Origin of the sequence: Paenibacillus sp. FSL R7-0652, from assembly GCF_038595045.1 — a bacterium.
Lineage (GTDB): Bacteria > Bacillota > Bacilli > Paenibacillales > Paenibacillaceae > Paenibacillus.
In genome coordinates this window covers 4,352,989-4,371,303 of sequence record NZ_CP152001.1, presented here as the reverse complement: position 1 = coordinate 4,371,303, position 18,315 = coordinate 4,352,989, and the positions used below count along the sequence as shown (strand labels likewise).

Annotated in this window: 13 protein-coding genes; 11 read left to right on the top strand and 2 right to left on the bottom strand. The window is 34.1% G+C overall.

All coding sequences use genetic code 11. The features are described from left to right. Positions 1-226: 226 nt before the first annotated feature. Entirely contained in the window at positions 227-1,810 is a 1,584-nt protein-coding gene (locus MKY97_RS19215) for a hypothetical protein (RefSeq protein ID WP_342551906.1), read from the bottom strand. Positions 1,811-2,047: 237 nt separating this feature from the next. On the opposite strand from MKY97_RS19215, the gene MKY97_RS19210 reads away from it, so the two are divergent. The 10 genes from MKY97_RS19210 (at position 2,048) to MKY97_RS19165 (ending at position 15,673) form a co-directional block, all read left to right on the top strand. Further along, a complete protein-coding gene (locus MKY97_RS19210) occupies positions 2,048-3,157 on the top strand; it encodes a hypothetical protein (protein ID WP_342551905.1) in 1,110 nt (369 codons plus the stop codon). Beyond that, a complete protein-coding gene (locus MKY97_RS19205) occupies positions 3,139-3,633 on the top strand; it encodes a three component ABC system middle component (RefSeq protein WP_342551904.1) in 495 nt (164 codons plus the stop codon). The genes MKY97_RS19210 and MKY97_RS19205 overlap by 19 nt, the downstream gene beginning before the upstream one ends. Then, positions 3,630-5,576 (top strand): DUF3732 domain-containing protein, encoded by a 1,947-nt coding sequence (locus MKY97_RS19200; RefSeq protein ID WP_342551903.1) that lies wholly within the window; start codon positions 3,630-3,632, stop codon positions 5,574-5,576. Before MKY97_RS19205 ends, MKY97_RS19200 begins: the two co-directional genes overlap by 4 nt. 58 nt (positions 5,577-5,634) lie before the next feature. Continuing rightward, the gene (locus tag MKY97_RS19195; RefSeq protein WP_342556390.1) at positions 5,635-6,444 is read left to right on the top strand and encodes a hypothetical protein; all 810 of its coding nucleotides are present in this window, start codon (positions 5,635-5,637) and stop codon (positions 6,442-6,444) included. Between the two features lie 942 nt (positions 6,445-7,386). Then, positions 7,387-7,779, top strand: coding sequence for a 3'-5' exonuclease (locus MKY97_RS19190; protein ID WP_342551902.1), 393 nt, complete (start codon positions 7,387-7,389; stop codon positions 7,777-7,779). A 295-nt stretch (positions 7,780-8,074) separates the two neighbouring features. Further along, positions 8,075-9,778 (top strand): P-loop NTPase fold protein, encoded by a 1,704-nt coding sequence (locus MKY97_RS19185; RefSeq protein WP_342551901.1) that lies wholly within the window; start codon positions 8,075-8,077, stop codon positions 9,776-9,778. 140 nt (positions 9,779-9,918) lie between these two features. Next, positions 9,919-11,919: an AAA family ATPase gene (locus MKY97_RS19180; protein ID WP_342551900.1), complete on the top strand. Its 2,001-nt coding sequence runs from the start codon at positions 9,919-9,921 to the stop codon at positions 11,917-11,919. Continuing rightward, positions 11,919-13,727 carry an ATP-dependent helicase gene (locus MKY97_RS19175; protein ID WP_342551899.1) on the top strand — a complete coding sequence of 603 codons (1,809 nt, stop codon included), beginning with the start codon at positions 11,919-11,921 and terminating at the stop codon, positions 13,725-13,727. The genes MKY97_RS19180 and MKY97_RS19175 overlap by 1 nt, the downstream gene beginning before the upstream one ends. A gap of 804 nt (positions 13,728-14,531) precedes the next feature. Continuing rightward, a complete protein-coding gene (locus MKY97_RS19170; protein WP_342551898.1) occupies positions 14,532-15,422 on the top strand; it encodes a hypothetical protein in 891 nt (296 codons plus the stop codon). A gap of 71 nt (positions 15,423-15,493) precedes the next feature. Further along, a complete protein-coding gene (locus MKY97_RS19165; RefSeq protein ID WP_342551897.1) occupies positions 15,494-15,673 on the top strand; it encodes a hypothetical protein in 180 nt (59 codons plus the stop codon). An 83-nt stretch (positions 15,674-15,756) separates the two neighbouring features. Here the strand turns inward: MKY97_RS19165 and MKY97_RS19160 are convergent, their stop codons facing one another. Then, positions 15,757-16,101 (bottom strand): helix-turn-helix transcriptional regulator, encoded by a 345-nt coding sequence (locus MKY97_RS19160; protein ID WP_342551896.1) that lies wholly within the window; start codon positions 16,099-16,101, stop codon positions 15,757-15,759. A gap of 135 nt (positions 16,102-16,236) precedes the next feature. Between MKY97_RS19160 and MKY97_RS19155 the strand changes: the two genes are divergently transcribed. Further along, complete coding sequence (locus MKY97_RS19155; RefSeq protein WP_342551895.1) at positions 16,237-17,226, top strand: DGQHR domain-containing protein; 990 nt, start codon at positions 16,237-16,239, stop codon at positions 17,224-17,226. Positions 17,227-18,315: the final 1,089 nt, after the last annotated feature.

The window sequence follows — 18,315 nt, the reverse complement described above, 5'->3', positions numbered from 1 at the left end:
ATATTTATTGCTTCGTGAAGCTGCTAAAAACGCGCTGTCTCGAGATGCAGAATGTATTAAGCTGGTTGATTTGGCAAGAGCCTATGAACGTATCAGCCACATTAATGATGGTAAGGATCTAAATCCATTCGCGATGAGAGACGTCCACTTGCTCAGACAGCATGCTGAATAAAACAAGCGCCATTGGCGCTTGTTTTACATATGAAATATAAGAGTATATTACTATTTATAAAAGTTCTTTTAACTCGGTTCGAATGCCTAATAATATAAAAAGTTTATATTTCGTAAATTCCAAGAAAAAGGATAACTTCATTTTACGATGGGCACGTTTGATCTCTCGGTTAGTAGGTAAATGTACTAATTCTCTCCTGTGTGCAGCTTCCGTAAAAAATGGTTCAAACGTATGATAGGCAAAAGATTTTTGAGATAGTTCCTTATTGTTTAATGTCTTACCTTCTGCGTACATATCACGTAACCAATCAATTGAAATACTTTTTTCAATATGCTCTTTAACAATGAGGTCCAATTCATCTTCTGTACACAAGTAGTCTTCAGCTAACTCTGTAATAGCATCTTGGACAAGTTCAAGCATTTTCTTTGCATCGTCTTGGGCAAATTGATCCAACAGTAGTTTAGTACCTTGTGCGCCTAATGCTCCTCCTGCAATACCGCCAGCTATCAAACCTACTGTTGCTCCTATGCCGGCTCCTATGGCTGAACCTGGGCCAGGTGCGAAAAAACTTCCTATTACTGCACCTAATTTAGCTCCTCCGAGAGTTCCTCCGTAACCACCTGCTAAACCTGCTCCTGCACTAGCAACATTAACAGTTGCGTTTTTTGAGAACTGTGTCCAAGAGATTCTTTTGCTTATAGATGCACGATACAAATCAGGTACTGTAAATGCTGCTGTTGTAATCGCAGTGGTCAAAATATTTGTTCGTAACGATTTGGTTAAAGCAGATTTTGCAGCAGCACCAACAACTTCCTTTCCTAAGATAGCTGATGCTAATTTATGGACGATGTCCTTCCCGATTTTTGTTTTATACAATGAATTAACAATTTGTTTGGACATTGATGTTGTGAAGACCGTAAAACTCCTACCCATACCTGTTCTTAAAAACTGTCTAGTAAAAATACCAAGACTTAAAGTCAATCCACCTGTACGTAGTGAACCCAAAAGTGAAATTTTGAGTGCTGTTTTGTTATTTTGACCATTCCACCTGTTGCATGCATATTGGATGATAAAACTAATCCCTACAGTCTTTGTTGTCACAATACTTTGTGATTTAAGGTCAAACCACAAAGAATCTATGTTTCCTGCTTTAGCAATATTTCTTGCTTGTTTATATGTAACGCTACCCTGTCTGAGTAACTTTTTAGCTTGTTTGGGATCGGTTACATGGGGTACTTTGCCCTCTTTTATCTTTTCTTCAAAACGTGCTAACGCTTCCTCGTATTGATCTTTGGGTACCTCAAGTATTTGTTTTTTGTATCTATACAACCCGGTTTGACTATCGAAAGCAGCATCAACTGATGATTTTCCAGAACTATAATATTTAGTTTGAATTTGCTCACCATTGCTTATTCGATCGGCCCCATTTTTAGCATTATTGGTTCCCACCGTCTCTACTTTTTTAGCTTTCATCCGATCAGAAAGAACGTTTGCATCTTCAGCGGCAAATCCTCCTCCGCCTTTGTCATTTCTATATTTGGTATATTGTGCCCCTTCTATAGAACTAGACGTCTCAAAATTTCCGTAGGATTGATCTCCTACTTTATTTTTCTTTTTAGGGCTAATTTTATTAAACATTAACCTATGCCACGTCCTTTTGTTTATTTAACGATAGTGTAGCATGAGTAACCAAATCATTACAGTCAAAAACGTTGTAGTTTAGTATAGTCAGATTAACTTTTTAATAATTGTTAGTTCGACAACAGGATTCGACAACATACGATAGTGAAAATTAGTATATTTGATCTAGTTGGAAAAATACAAGAAACAAAAGTGACAGTATTGGATTAGAGATAAGAGGTGAGATTCCTGAATTTGCAAAAAAACGACGATACCAAAACAAAACTTGGAGATATATTTCATTACTTGATTGTGCTTGAACATTGCCTAGATTTAAAGCCTGGGGAGATTATTCATGTCGAAAGGTTTGGAGATATTGCTATAAGTTCTGAATCTAATTCTGCGAACATGGAGATTAAACATCACCAAGATGAGCATAATTTATCGAGCAGAAATTCAGATTTTTGGAAATCGTTAAAAAACTGGGTAATTAATCATCAAAATATGGATAAGTTTAAAAGGCTTATTCTCGTTTCTACATCTATGACCAGCGAGGATTCCATATTTCATCAATGGAATGAGTTAAATGAAGAGCAAAGGTTCAAAATAATTAAGGATGAAGGCGATGAGCAAAAGAAGAAAGAAGAAAGCTTTAGAAAGTTCTATAATGAAATTTTTTCAGTCGAAAATACGGTTATCCTGAAAACTTTGGCTAAACTTGAGCTGCAACTTAATGAAAAAGATATAACAAAAAGGAAAGATAAAATAAAGCAACATCCTTCATTTAGCTTAATCAAGAGCGGAGATGAAGATTCATTTATATATGAGTTATTAGGCTCCATTCTAATGAGACCTGTTGAAAACAATGGGAAGTGGGAGATATCACACGATGAGTACAAAACACACGCCACTTCCATTCGTGATAAACAGGCTAGTGGTTCACGTCCCCTTCCAGGAACGTATTCTAATGAAGCACCTAGTAATGTAAGTAGCTATATGGATAAAGATTTCGTTAAAGAGATTTTGGATATTGAATGCGAGGATGAAGTTGAAGAAGCAATTGTGAACTACTGGAGAATGAATCAAACTTATATAGATCACTTTAATGATGATCCAATATATTTGAACGATGTTATTGAATACAAAAGTGATTTGAACAAACGTCTACAGCGCATGAGGAAGTCATTGAGAAGGCGTTGCAAGTTGGACAATTACACTGCAGTGTCACAAGATTTCTTCGATGAGGTCATGTTACTAGAAGCTATGCCATTTGGGACAATTAATCCTAATCGTGACTTCTTTCAGCAAGGCATTGTTCACTCTATCGTTGATGAAGGGAAATTGATATGGAATCTGAAAAAATAAAAGATAATAACCTACATTCAATTCAAACGTTATCCCTAAATCCTTTCTTTTTAAGCTTGTTATTACAACATTTTTTGAACGGATATAAAGGGAAGAAAGCAGAGTACCATCTACTTTATTTAGTCTTTCCTATTATCTTTTATAAACCTTCTCGAGAGTTTCTTTTTAGTGCGACTAAGAAAAGTTCTATATTTTCGATGTATTTAAAAGATGTAAATCAACGAGTTCTGTTAGGTGGAATTCAAGAAAGATATTCTTTTTTTAAAGAACTTACTGATGAAGCTATTATTGTTGCAGTAAATGAGGGCAAAATTTCTATTAGTAAAGAGGTCTCATTACTAAGCAAGGTTAATTATGAAAAGATAAAAGTTGCTGACATAAGATATTACATGAGAGCAGCGCACTATTTAGGCGTCATTTTTGCTAGAACAAATTATGTTGATATTTTTAGAAAGTTAGGGGTGAGGACCCTTTGAATTCGTATATAAAGGCAATTTGTGTCCTAAGTAAAGAGGGCGAACGAAAAGAAGTGGAGTTCACTTCGGGTTTAAACATAATCACAGGTGAGTCAAAAAGCGGAAAGAGTGCGCTTTTAGAAATTATAGATTATTGTATGGGGAGTTCGCGAAGTTATATTCCAAAGGGTATCATTACAAATTTCACAGAATTTTTCGTTACTGTATTTCGGATAGGAACTTTGAACCTTATTGTAGGTAGAAAAAGTTTTGAGGATAATGGTCGAAAGCAGATGTACGTAATTAGAACCAAAACGTTTGATATTAATGATATTAAACTTGAGCTTTTCACTGAAGAAACAATGATTACTGTTGACCAAGCGAAAAAAGAACTTGAAGCCGCATTTGGAATGGAAATTACGGACATGTCAGATAACACTAATAAAAAAGAAGGGCGCCCCTCCGTCCGAAATATGACATCTTATTTATTTCAGCACCAGAATTTAATTGCGAACAAATTTGCTTTGTTCTATCGATTTGATGACTATTACAAAAAAGAAGATGTTATTAAGCAATTTCCTATTTTTGCTGGTTGGGTTGATCAAGAATACTATTCACTATTAATTCAATTAGATGAATTAGAGAAAAACAAGAAACGCAATGAACGTGATAAGATGAGTTATAACAATGCTGTAGAAAGATTGCGAGGTAGACTGATTAAGAGTTTTATAAGTTACTACGCTTTATTAGGTAAAGAACTAGATGAAAACACACCTATTCATATACTGCTTCAATTAAGAAAGAAATTACCTGATTTCACTAGAGAAAGTTACTTATCTGAAGAAATGGAAGTTCGTTATTTTGCATTGAAAGAGCGTTTGGAATTAAAAAGACGTGAAAAGCATGATTTGGATTTGACTGTGAAAAATTTAGAGTTGAGTCGGAATTATGGTGACAGCTATCAAGAAAACTTAAAGAGATTAGATGAGAGAGGGGAATACTCAAAGCCTGAAATTGGCGAATATGTTTGTCCTCTTTGTGGTAAGCCTCATGAAAAATTAAACGAAAAAATGAATGACTTAAATAAATCAAAAAAATGGCTTCAAAATGAAATTCAAGGTGTAGGAGAACAGAATCTTTCGTTTTTTGCCGAACTTAATCATTTGAATCATAATAAAAGATCTCTAACTGATGAGATTAAGGATTTGACTCGGGAAATTGAGAGGACAGAAGGTATTTTTAAAGGTCTTAAGGACAATAAACGCTTGGATGAACAAATCATCTATTATAAAGCTAAAATTGACTCTGATTGTGAAATTGTGGAAAGTCAGCGAAGCACTTTAGCTCAATTAGCAGAATCTGACTATGATTCAGATATTTCATTTATTAAAAATAAGATAAAAGCCTATAATGTGAAATTCTATGAAGCCGAGGCAATGACGTTTATCAATGGTAATATTAATCGAATCATTGAGAAACTTGATTTTGAAGAAGAGTACCGACCTACGAAAATAAAATTCGAACTCGATACCTTCAATTTATATCATGAGGACAAAATTAATAAAACAAATGTTTATCTTAGCGAAATGGGTAGCGGTGCGAATTGGCTTTCGTGTCATTTAAGTTTATTTTTATCGTTACTACATTATTTTGCAGTTCAAAAAACTTCTATACTACCTTCATTTTTGTTTATTGACCAACCTAGTCAAGTGTATTTTCCTCCGTTAAAAACGGATTATATCAATTTCACGGAAACGCAACAAATGTTGAATTCAAAAGATAAAGAAGTAGTCACAGTGGAGAACATGTATATTGCAATATTGGATGAAATAGAATTAATTAATGAAGCTGCGGGCTTCCGTCCTCAGATTATTATCACAGATCATGTTGATCATATGGATCTTGGTAAGTATGATTTTAATGATTATGTTCGCAGACGCTGGAGAGATTCAAAATTCATTTGAGTTAAATAAAGCGCCTTTTGGTGCTTTATTTTCTTGTGTGAAATAAGGAGATGTTAATATCAAAAAGATTATCATAAGTCGAAAAGGTTTTGATGCATCTTCAGGCGGCAAACCAAGTTTTGTTTACAATGATCGGCTATACTCCATACCTATACCGAGAGTTGAGTCAAACATTTTTTATCGTGACATTCAATTTAGCTCCAATGAATCTTTATTAGATGTAATGAAGGGAGTTGGAATTAAACAATTTACAGAATGTCACCTAGATCCTGATTTGAATTATTGGGCTAGAACAGGACGAATGGAGAATTGGAAAGCAGCATTTGGACAAGCTGGAAGTTCAGAAAGCCGGCTTCAAAACGAGGATGTTGGGCAAGGTGATTTGTTTTTATTTTTTGGATGGTTTAGACCTATTATTAAGATGAATGGAAAATATAGTTATATAAAGGTTGCTAGGGATCAACATATTATTTACGGGTTTTTAAAAATTGAGGAAGTATTCGATATGAATGATCCAACGACCAAAATCCCAAATTATCTCTCTCAGCATCCTCATGTTGTTCAACGTGCGGAATATGCACATACGAAAAACAGGATCTACGTTGGTCAAGGGGGCACTTTTTATTTTAACCAGAGTCTAGTGTTGACTAGAGAAGGTGAAAGTAAACAGAAATGGCAGCTCCCAAGTTTTTTCGGGAGGGAGCCTTTTAAAGCAAAAGTTGATTTAGGACTACTACCTGATGGAAACTTGAGTATAAATTTCACGGGTAGAACACAACAGGAACTATTAGTATCTTCTAACCCAGATGTAATTAAATGGGCTGAGGATATTATCTTAGAAAATCGCATTCAGATTGATGTTGAGTGACCTACACATTATTTCAGCAATTTTCAGTTTCATTGAGAAATATAAAAATGGAGCTGCTGTAAATCATCTCAGCATAAAGGGATTTCCCCCTTCGTGGCTAAAGAAGTTGTTTACTAAATTCTTTTTACAATACAAACGGCATAATGCTTTCGAAACTAAGTGAGAATTTACAAGAACATGGAGTTGAATTCAATGAAGTTAATGCACTTGATTTGTATGAACTTCTTTGCTCGAGACAGAATAACAGCAGTTTGAAGAGTTTGTAAAACTGATTTGCAGTTTTATCAATTTATTCAAATCGAGTGGGTATTCCAACACTGATCTCGATCGTTTAAAGCATGAAAACCGTATATCCGAAAATAACTTCGTAAACGGACCGAGTTGTTTTTCGAAATTGTTCGTCCTATTTATGAATTTTACCAAGCATCTATAGCTAAAGACCGAAAAATTGATTTTAACGATATGATTAACGAGGCGACCAGAATTGCTCGCTTGCCGGAATCAAATTTCAATTATAGATATATCATCATTGACGAATACCAGGATATTTCGAAAAGTAGATTTGGACTTGTGAAGGCGATAAAAGATAAAACTGGTGCAAAGGTTATGTGCGTAGGAGATGACTGACAGTCCATTTATCGACTCGCAGGTAGTGATCTAGATTTGTTTACACGATTCGGAGAATATTTTGGTGTTCATGAAACCATGAAAATTGAACGGACCTACAGAAACTCGCAAGAACTCATAGACATTGCTAGTCAGTTCGTGATGTGAAATAAGAAGCAATTGACTAAAAAACTTAAATCCGGAAAATCAAGCCCGCAGCCAATTCAGATACATTCATTCTCAGATAACATGGGAGATGTAGTTGAAGCGATCATTGAAAGTATAGTCCAAAAATACGGAGTCAATAGTACTATCATATTGCTAGGAAGAAACAATATGGACATCAAACAACTGGATGGTCATCGCGGCTTTAACGTAGATGTAAATAAGCACCTAATAAAATCCGAGAAATATCCATCTCTTAAGCTTAGTTTTATGTCTGCACATAAATCTAAAGGATTAGAAGCCCAGAATGTGATTGTAATTAATGGTCGAAATGCTGTATTGGGTTTTCCAAATCGTATGTCAGATGATCCTGTCCTACAATGGGTATTGACAGCACCTGACACTTTAGCATTTGCTGAAGAACGACGATTGTTTTATGTTGCACTGACTCGTACAGAAAACGAACTATTTATTGTTGCACCAGAACGCGAAAAATCCGTTTTTGTGAATGAATTAATTAAGGATTACATGGTACCTCTTGTGTTATCCGGAAGTCAGACATAAATTGCTTCTAATCCAAAGTGTTTGACTTGTAATACAGGCACCCTTGTAGAGCGAAAGGGACAGGGTGGGAAGATATTTTGGGATGTAGTAATTACCCAGGATGTCGTCGTACATATAACGATATAAGGATTATCAAGAATCAAGTGCATTGTGGAACATGTAAGGGATATATGATGGTGCGGAGGAATAGAAACGGGGTGCAATTTTACGGATGTACAAACTTTCCACATTGCCGTACGACACGGAGTAGGTAATTTCCCTAGATGCTTGCTGGAATCATAATAAGGTGATTGAGATGAATCGAAAAGAAGAGAAGGAAATGCTTGATGTAGAAGTAGCGGAATTAGAACGGTTAATTCGATCAGAAAATTGGATAAGAGCGGGCGAGCCAGAAGATGATATATTTGAAGAACCGGAAGAAGACGAAGATGAGGCACGTTATAGACGCCTAAATCGACAGGCGGATGAGAAAAAAGAAAGAATTAGAGAAATTGAACTAGAAGAAGACAATGAGGCTAAGGTTACCAACTTTGCAGTGGATTTAAAACCAGAAGTCGCTGTGATCGATAAGGAAAGCGATGTCGATTTATTAGAAAGGACTCCGAAAGCAAAAGCTCTTGCGCGTTTAATTGCGAACAAACAAACTGTAGCACCATTAGCCATCGGAATCTATGGAAAGTGGGGACGTGGAAAATCAACATTTGTTGGACTAATTGAAGAAAGTTTAGAGGCAATTAACAACGAAGTGAAAGAAAAACAATCTAAAGCGGCAGAAAAGTATAAAAAATCTCATATAATTAAATGTAATCCGACTGAATATGATGACCATAAAATGATCTGGTATTCTATTCTAAAAGAAGTTTATATAAAATATGAGGCGGAGACAAAATTCATTGGAAGAATTAGATTTACCTATAGAAGTCTATTTCCATCAATGAAAAATAATATATTCTTATATTTATTAGGCGCTATTCTAATAGTATCATTTATGGGAGTCTATTTTCTGGAGTTTGATAAATATGATTCTTTGATTGAAAATATAAAAAACAGTAAGTGGTATATCAATATAATTACAGCTGGGTTATTTATAACCACAGCTACTCAACTAATCGTTCCATTGATAAAAAAAATCATGTTTATAATAAAACCACTATCCAATAAAGTATTGAAGCAAATTTTAATACCTGATTTTAAAACTAAATTGGGGACACGAGAGGAAGTAAAGCAATCCCTTGATAAGCTCATAAAGATTTGGTTGAAAAAGGATGAGAATATCATTCTAGTGGTTGATGAGTTGGATCGATGTTCTGAGAAAACAATAGTTGAATTTTTCTCAGCTCTTCAATTATTTGTGTCATCTGATTCAATTATTAAAGTTATTTCTATGAATGAAGAATTAGTTTCGCTAGCATTGGCAAATAACAATCTATTTTTTCTAAAAGACGGAGCTACGCGAGATGATAAACTTGCATACGGTTATGAATATCTACAAAAATATATATCGATTCCTATACGTTTAAAACGTCATAACGACTACAAATATTTCTTGGAAAATTTGCTAGGACAGCATCTAAGCTTCTTTAGCGAAGAAGAGAAAAATATTATTGTGGAGCTTATCAATGTAATTGCAAAAGCTAAGGACATCACTCCTAGGGAAATCAAGCAAATCTTGAACTTGTTAGTATTGTCAAAAGAAACCGTCATAACTCATTTTGAGGTAATTAAATACAAAGTAACTTTTGTTGATTATATTAAATGGTTTTTTGTTTATTACTTTAATCCTACAGAAGCAGAATTTATTATTAAAGTACTAAACACTAAAATATATTACAATTCGTATAAATACATGAAATTTGGACAAGCATATTCTGAAATAATGGTGAATATAAAAGGAGCATCTAATAGAAAGATAAAGCATTTGAATAATTATTTAGAGGATATTAAAATAGAAGTTCTTATTGCTGCAGATAAGCTTATAGAAAAAAGTTTAATTCGCTAAAAACAGGCATGACTTTAATATAGTCATGCCTGTTTTATTTAATTTATCTAACAGAAAACTATTCAGCATAATTCGACAAAATATTTGTCATTGATAGCGTATAGTAATAATTACCTATAGAAGATATGGAGGAGAAGAAAATGAGGTCACCATACATCTCAAAAGTAAAGATTAAAAACTTCAGGAATTTTGTTGAAGAAGAAGTGTCTTTAAATCATAAACAAGTGATTATTGGCGAAAACAATGTCGGCAAGACAAATTTTATTAGAGCACTGCAACTAATTTTAGATCCTCAATTATCAGACGAAGACAGAACTTTACAAGAATCAGATTTTAATGAACGATGTATCGACCCAATGAAATCAGGAGAACAGATCGAAATTGTTATTGAGATAAGGGGATACGAGCATAACAGGAACATTTTAGCTGTTCTTAGTGACGCGACAGTGTCGACTACTCCTCACACTTTAAGGTTAACTTACAGGTATTACCCAATACCACGAGCTGATGGTAGCAATTCTTATGAGTATAAAATTTTCCAAGGTAGCGATGAAAATCAATATTTTTCTCATCAGCAAAGAAAGTTTCTAAATCTAAAAGTAATTAAAGCGCTACGAGATGTAGAAAGTGAAATGAAAAGTACCAGACATTCTCCGGTTCTTCAATTATTACGACAATATGAAATTGAGAAGGACGAACTCGACGTAATTGCAACTGCCATGAAACAAAATAGTGACCTTTTGTTATCATTAGATGAAGTAGATGATTTAGAAAAACGTATTAATAACCGTTTTGATGAAATTATCAAAATAGAAAAGGGATCTGAAATCAAGTTTGAAACCCTTGATGTAAATACACAGCGATTAATTAATAGTATCAAAACAATGGTGGGACAAGAAAGATACAGACGTCCAATTAGCGAAAGTAGTCTTGGACTTAATAATATTTTATATATCACATTAATGCTTTTATTTATCGAAGATAAAACTGTTCCAAGGTTTATAAAGGGAAGCTTGTATGACGAACTTTTAACGAAGGAACGTAGTCAAATTATAGCGTCTTGCTATGAAGTAAACGACAAAGGTAAGTATGTATTAAAAGAGGGAATTCAAGCAAATGTCATGCGTGCTCTTTATAATTTTATGGACTTGCATAATCCTCCTTTAAAAGGTTTTACATTTTTAGCTATTGAAGAACCCGAAGCTCACTTACATCCAACACTCCAGCGTGTACTATATCAGGATGTAATGGGGGGCTCATCATCAATTTTGTTAACAACACATTCAACACATATTACTTCAGTTGCGCCGATTGAATCAATTGTTCATTTGTTAAAAAGTGAGGATGGTACAAAGATCAAAGCAACGTCTGATTTGCAGATGTCGCCACAGGAAAAAAGGGATATAGAAAGATATGTTGATGTTAAGCGGGGAGAATTATATTTTGGTAAAGGGATTATTTTGGTCGAAGGGATAGCTGAGGAATACTTAATTCCAAGATTTGCTGAATTGATGCAGCTTTCATTGGATTCAAAAGGAGTCATTGTATGTAACATTAACTCCACTAATTTTAAACCATATATCAAATTTTTAGATGCTCTTGGAATTCCATTTGTAATTATTACAGATGGGGACTACTATATCTTGACACTTGACAGCGAGGGTAAAGATATTCGGAAATATCATTTATTAAAGGAAGCCACCCACTTAAGCTATGGTTTTTTAGGTTATGAATTAGCATTTGAAACGTTAATTGATTTGCAGAAAATCGCAGAAAGAGAGATTCCTGAAACAACTGAATTGCAAAATAAAAAACTGAATGAGTTTGGAATTTATGCTGGTGAATATACATTGGAAGTTGAAATAATGAAAGCATGCGGTGAGGATAACGATTTAAAAACAATAATTTCTGATGTCTACGACGGACTGACACTCGGTGGAGAAAAACAAAAAAGTAATTTTAAGAATGAGTTAACTCAAAAAGATTTTTGGAAGTGTCTTTCGAAAATTGAGGCAAAAGGCATCGGGAAAGGAAGATTCTCGCAACAATTTGCAGATGTAACCAAAGAGGGACATGTGCCCGAGTATGTAAGAGAAGCGATCAGAAGTATTATTACTAAAGCAGAGGTTAATGAAGGCTGATGACGACATTCTATCAACAAAAGATTGAAGAAATGATGCGAGATGAACAGCAAGTAGAGGCATATGATTCTGACACCAACACTGTTGTAATCGCTGGACCAGGTAGCGGAAAAACAACTGTATTGACACTTAAAATCATGAGAGTATTACAAGAAATTAAAGAGCCAAGAGGACTTGCATGTATCACTTACAGTCGTGCAACAACTTCCGAGCTAGAGGAAAGATTAAGGAAATTGGACTTCAATCAATCACGACAAAATGTATTTGTTGGTACGGTTCACTCTTTTTGTATTGCAGAAATAATTAGCCCTTTTTCTCGTTTGTATCCTGATTACGAAATACCTGAGACGTTCGATATTATTTCAGAAGAGGATAGAAAAGTGCTTTTTTATGAAATCAAAAATCATTTAGGGTACGGTGAAATAGAAACAACAATTGAAGAAATGGATAAGGAAAGAAATTTGAATATTGAAGGTCTAAGCGAAGTCGAGATTGAACCTTTTGAAATCGCTCTACATATCGCACGAGAGTATGAAAGTGCGCTCAAAAGGGTAGGTAAGATCGACTTTATAAATATAGTTAATTTTGCAACAACTTTGATCCAAAAAGAGGAATATGTGAGAAGGTGTCTAGAAGCGAAATTCCCTTGGATATTTGTAGACGAATATCAAGACTTGGGTAAGCCTTTGCATGAAATGATACTGTCGCTCTTCAATAGAACAAGTATTAATTTCTTTGTTGTTGGAGATCCGGATCAATCCATTTATGGATTTACTGGTGCTATGCCAGAATATCTTAATGAATTAGCAAACAAGTCGCAATTCAAAGAAGTACGATTATTGTCAAATTATCGTAGTACTCAAGAAATTGTAGATGCAACAGAATTTGTGTTAGGTAAGCAGCTAGGAAGAGAAGCGAAGTCGAAAATTGAAAAGCAAACAGAATTTCATTTTGTTGTGTGTAATTCAGAATTTATTGAGCAATTTAATGAAGTTGTTAGAAACATTATTCCGAATTGTGTATCACAAGGTATCCCTTATGATGAAATTGCTGTGCTTGTTCCTAATAATCCTACTGCAAAAGCACTCAGTGAATTTTTTAAATCTAATAACATTCCGTACTATCTCAATAAACAAGACTATGAGAGAACTGAGTTGGTGGTTTGGTTAGAAAAATGCGCTATGTGGACTTCCGACCACGAGAAACAATCGTTTAGTTCATTATTTGATTTTTGGATCCGGCTGTTACAAAATCATAGTTTGATTCTAGATGTAAAAGAAAAAGCATTGGCTAGAATAAACTTTTTGGAGATATTAGAATGTAGCTCTGTACACGCAGGTACATTGTCTGATTGGTTGCGATACATTATTGATAATTTTAGATTGTACGATTTGTTAGAAAACTATAAAGTGAATTGTAATGAGAAGGAAAACCTAGAGAAAATTTACGTTCTAGCTTCCACTGGGGATTTTGTAGGTTTTGACATAACTCGATTTGGGCAATTGGGTAAGCCAGATAATCAAGTTACGATCTCAACAAGACATAGCTCAAAAGGTTTAGAATTTGAAGTAGTTATTTTATTGGGAATGGAGGAAGATCATTTTCCAAACTATTATGCTAAAAAGGATCCCAAAAAGTTAAGTGAAGAATATCGTGTGTTTTTTGTTTGTATTAGTAGAGCAAGAAGAGTTTGTTATCTACTTAGAAGCGACCATCATACCAAAAAAACGAGACTTGGGGATAGGAGATTTCAATATGACCCATCGAGGTTTTGGTTAATGCTACATTCATATCACGTACAGAGTTAATTTTACTTTGTTTCTAATTATAGACGTTTTGAAATCAATTTGTTTAGAAAAAATTGATGAAGAATCGTTATACAGTGGTGGGGCTCATAGTAATGAGATAGCAGCAACGTACAACTTTGATCTGAAGACTTGGAAACAATTATTTTTAAATAATGTCTCTGAGAACAATCAATAAAAGTACAATCTAATGAAACGAATAAGTCCAGTTACTCTTTTTATAAAGATGGAGTTGTAGTAGTTTTTAATCCTTATGAAGTAGAGCCGTATGCCGCCGGTTTCATTGAAGTGAAAATACCATTTAAGAAAATCAATGCGGTCTCCCAAGTTCCTTTATTCAATTCAAACAAAGCTACTCTCGACACGTTAAGCCAAGGGATCATACCAGGCTTCCAAGGAGTTCGTTTGGGACAAAGCAAGGAAGAAGTTACTCATGTTCTGAATACGACTATGGGGCTGTTTTGGATCTTGAAAGGGATAGATTATGCATTCTTTAACTTTGACGATGAAAGTACAGACTCTCTAAGGAATGTTTATCTTGGAACAAAAGCTTTTCCGATGAAAACGTTCATGGATATTGAACAAATCTTAGGGAAAACGGAGAGGCATGAAAGTTCAAATTATGATGGGGATATATTAATATCCTATGAACCCGGGACGGTCTATATTGAGTTCACTTCATGTTTAACATGACGAAACCGAGTCAATAAATGTAATCATGATATCAAAACGATAAAATAAGAGCAAGGAGTGTTAACTCTTTGCTCTTATAAAAATTTGTGAACTATACAACTAATGAGGTGGAAAATGATTAAAAATGAACTGAGATATAAGGGGAAAATATTCAACTATGATGATAAATCTAAGATTATTTCCAATATAACTTTGAACGTAATCTTATTGAGATTAGTGTACACTTTGCTTATTACCTTTATGACTTCTATTACTTGTATATTTATTTTTGCCGCTTTTAGAAATTCTACATGGGCTTCAGCGTCTCTTGGTATAACATTTGCTTCGTTAACTTTGGCTATTATTGCGGCATTTTTACTAGAACGAGATGTTTTATCTAAAGAACTCAATGATAAATTGTATATATATTTTGATTTATTAAAAGATTTTATAGAAGAAGGTAAGAGTCTATCAAAAATTGAAATGATAAAAAGAAAATTGACAAGGTACTTAGGAACTTTAGAAAATAACGTTAATAATGTCTTTATATTTAAAAGCTCTGAATTAGAACCAGTATTGATTCAAAATATTAAACAATTTCTTGATGATGATCTTATGTACCTTTTAAAAAATAAGAAAAAAGATATTATTCTAGAATTAATGGTCAATATCAAAGATACATATCTAAACGCAGAAGGGCTGGTACTGACAAGAAATACGGAACTAGTACATGAAAATGAACATAGTATGAGAATGGAATTGTTAAAGGATGCATTAGAGAGATGTAAGATTGAAAAACAAAGTCTTATAACTGAAACGGATCAAGGAATATTTATAGGCTTGTCTGCAAAGTTAATTAAATTTGCAACAAGTATCTATACTTTAATGATAGTTGTAGTTATTTCAATTATTTCAATTGTTTACATGAATTTCACTAAAGAGTACACCATATTGTCTGCAAACTTATCTGCATTAGGCGTTTTTTTGCCAATTATAATCTCTATTATACAGTCCAGAAAAAAATGAATTTAGATGAGCGTCAGTTATCTTACTTAATGAGTGCTATTACAGGTTAATGAAACGTCGGGGGTGAACATATGCAATTCGAGATTAGTGAAGATATGAAAAAGAAAATTTCAGACTGGGATTCGTGCATACCTGTTGATGTAACAGGGGCGAAGTTTGCGTATACGTTTATTCCAACTGGCATTGGCCTTATAATTCAAGTGAAATGCGATGTTTGTGAAAGAACATTAAGATTATCGGATGATCTGTAAAATCTCAAATCAAAAGGAGCACCTCCTTAATCTCTGTGCATGAGAGATTGGGAAGGTGCTTTTTGTTGTTTTTTATGATGAAATTATAGTTCTTTCAATACAATTGCATCTTTGATTAAACGATGGAGTACTTCGAGTTCTTTAGTAGATAGGGATAGCAGTGTTGTATCTATTTTCTCCAGAATATCTGTTTTTAATTTATCTTTCGACCTATGCTTATCTTCCTCAATTAACTGTGAAGGTGCGATGTTAAGAGCATTAGCTATTTTATTTAAGGTCTCTATCGTGATATTAACTTCTCCACGTTCGATTCTTCCCAAGTACGAATAATCTATTTGAAGCAGCTCTCCTAATTCTTCCTGGGTTAATTTCCTTGATTTTCGATATAAACGAATTTTTTTACCTACTCTTAGAAATATGTTGGACATTCAGGCCACCTCTATTTAAGAGTAGGTAACTTGTGGCCTGGAATGAAGAATATTTAACTACTTAATTCCATTTGTAAATAGGTGTTATATACCCTAAAATGAAATTAGCATATGACAATAAGGAGATTAACATCTATGACACAACAACATGTAATTGAAAATGTGCTGCAATCTAAAATGCGTGGTAAAGTTACTTACCTAGGTAATGTAACTGCCACATCGGTATTACAACTGACCTACGTAAAACCTTTTGATCATCCTTCTGGAAAGGGATATCAACGACCCGTGGATAGTAAGAGATGTAATGACTTTGCTTTATATCTCTCGAAGGGAGAGGATGCACTCTTTGCTCCGATCATGTTAAATGCAGAATCTCACTGGGAGTTCAGCGCATATGATAAAGCCAGGCCACATTTAGGTCGATTAATTTGCAAAGGCAAGGCATCGATAATGGATGGTCAGCATAGAGTGGGTGGAATTAAACGCTATACACAGGATACGAACTCTGAAATCAACGTTCCCTTCTTAGCGTACCACTACCTAGATGAAGACGAAGAGATTCATCTATTTGACATTATCAATACAATGGCGAAGGGGATAGGAACCTCACTAAGTAAGTACCTTCATCGAAATACAGATGAATTTAGTTGGATTGCAACACAACTTATAACCCGTGGAGACAGTCCTTTCCACTTCATAGGGACATTGACGGGGAAGCGTAGCTCCGGTCGTCATGTTACTCTTCAGAATTTATATAAAGTTATTGAAGTGCTTACAAAGCCAGAAGAGGTTGCTAGCCTAAACAAAGAAACAAAATTAGCCCTAAGTCTCATGTATTTTAATTCTGTTAAAGAACAATTCAATACGGAGTGGCTTAACTATAAAGAATATCGTTTAACACATATCGTATGTCTTAATGCTTTGGCAATTGTGGGGGCGAAGATTCTTAGTGAATCAATGAATCGACAAAAGGGCAAATCCGATTACTCTTTCATCGAAAAAAGTGTAAAGAAAATGAAAAACATAGAATGGTCTGCAGAAGGTCCACTGAAATATTTAAAAGGTATTAGTGGTTCTAAAATGCTAGCTCAAGATTTAATTTCGGAGGTTATTTTTAATAGATAAATGAGTAGTTTTGTATCAAATATCGTTTAAGAGCATAACAGAGTGAGTCTTTGTTAAATTGTCTTTTTCAATTGACGACTAAATTGTGAAAAAAACACTCTGAAAAAGCAGGAGATATCTTGTTGACCTTTATCCGAATTTCGTTTCAATCTGAATTTCTTAATTGCTATTGTTTTTTGTTCTATACTACTAAAATTATAATCATAAATTTTGGAGCCGGGCAGAGGTGAAAATAACCAGTATTCGGATGGTTATTTTCAATTTCATATTATGTAAATTGCAAGAAACATACAAAAATAATGATTGTGTATTAAATTCATAGTAAGATATACCCTATAATGGGGATTATCAATTTCTAAAGATTGTAGTTTTTTCTGATGATAGTACAAAATGTATTATCGTCAGAACTCGTCTACAGAGGATTTGAGATTTTGATACTCGAAAGCTACACAAGTATATACTACTCTAAAGTTAAGGAATAACGAGGAGATATATGAGAATTAACCCATAAAAAGATAAATTATTTACCCATAAGTTTGCCGGAAATTCCTTAATATCCAATGATTTTCAACTTTTTCGAAACACAATTTGAAGCATAAGTTTGCCACGAGTCCCGTAATGGAGTGAAAATGAGCCTACATCATTTGATGTAGGCTCATTAAAGTGGAAGAGGTTCGATTTTCAAGAAGTTTTCTATTTGGGAAATTTATTGTGGTTGAAACCGAATGTATTTTGAGGCTTAACCCATAAAAGGCCAGTTGTTTGCTTTCTAGGCTGGAAAACAGCTCACAAATCTTTCTCAGTGGAACTGTCACACTTGGTTTGAGAATCTGTCTCGTCAATAAAGTTATGTGCTGAAGAATTACAACAAAATACTTTTTGGTAGCGAGATGCTTGATCACCATGATTATATGAGATTGTTTGATTTATCAAATGTTTTTTATTCAGCTGGATCAGAGGGGTTAAAAGAACACCTAAAAGAACTAGCGCAAAGCAGTGAATTGTTTATCTAAATTCATGGCAATCTGCAATGTATAATGCATTATCTGAAAGTGACTAGTTTTGCAATAACAGTTTTCAATTATTAAT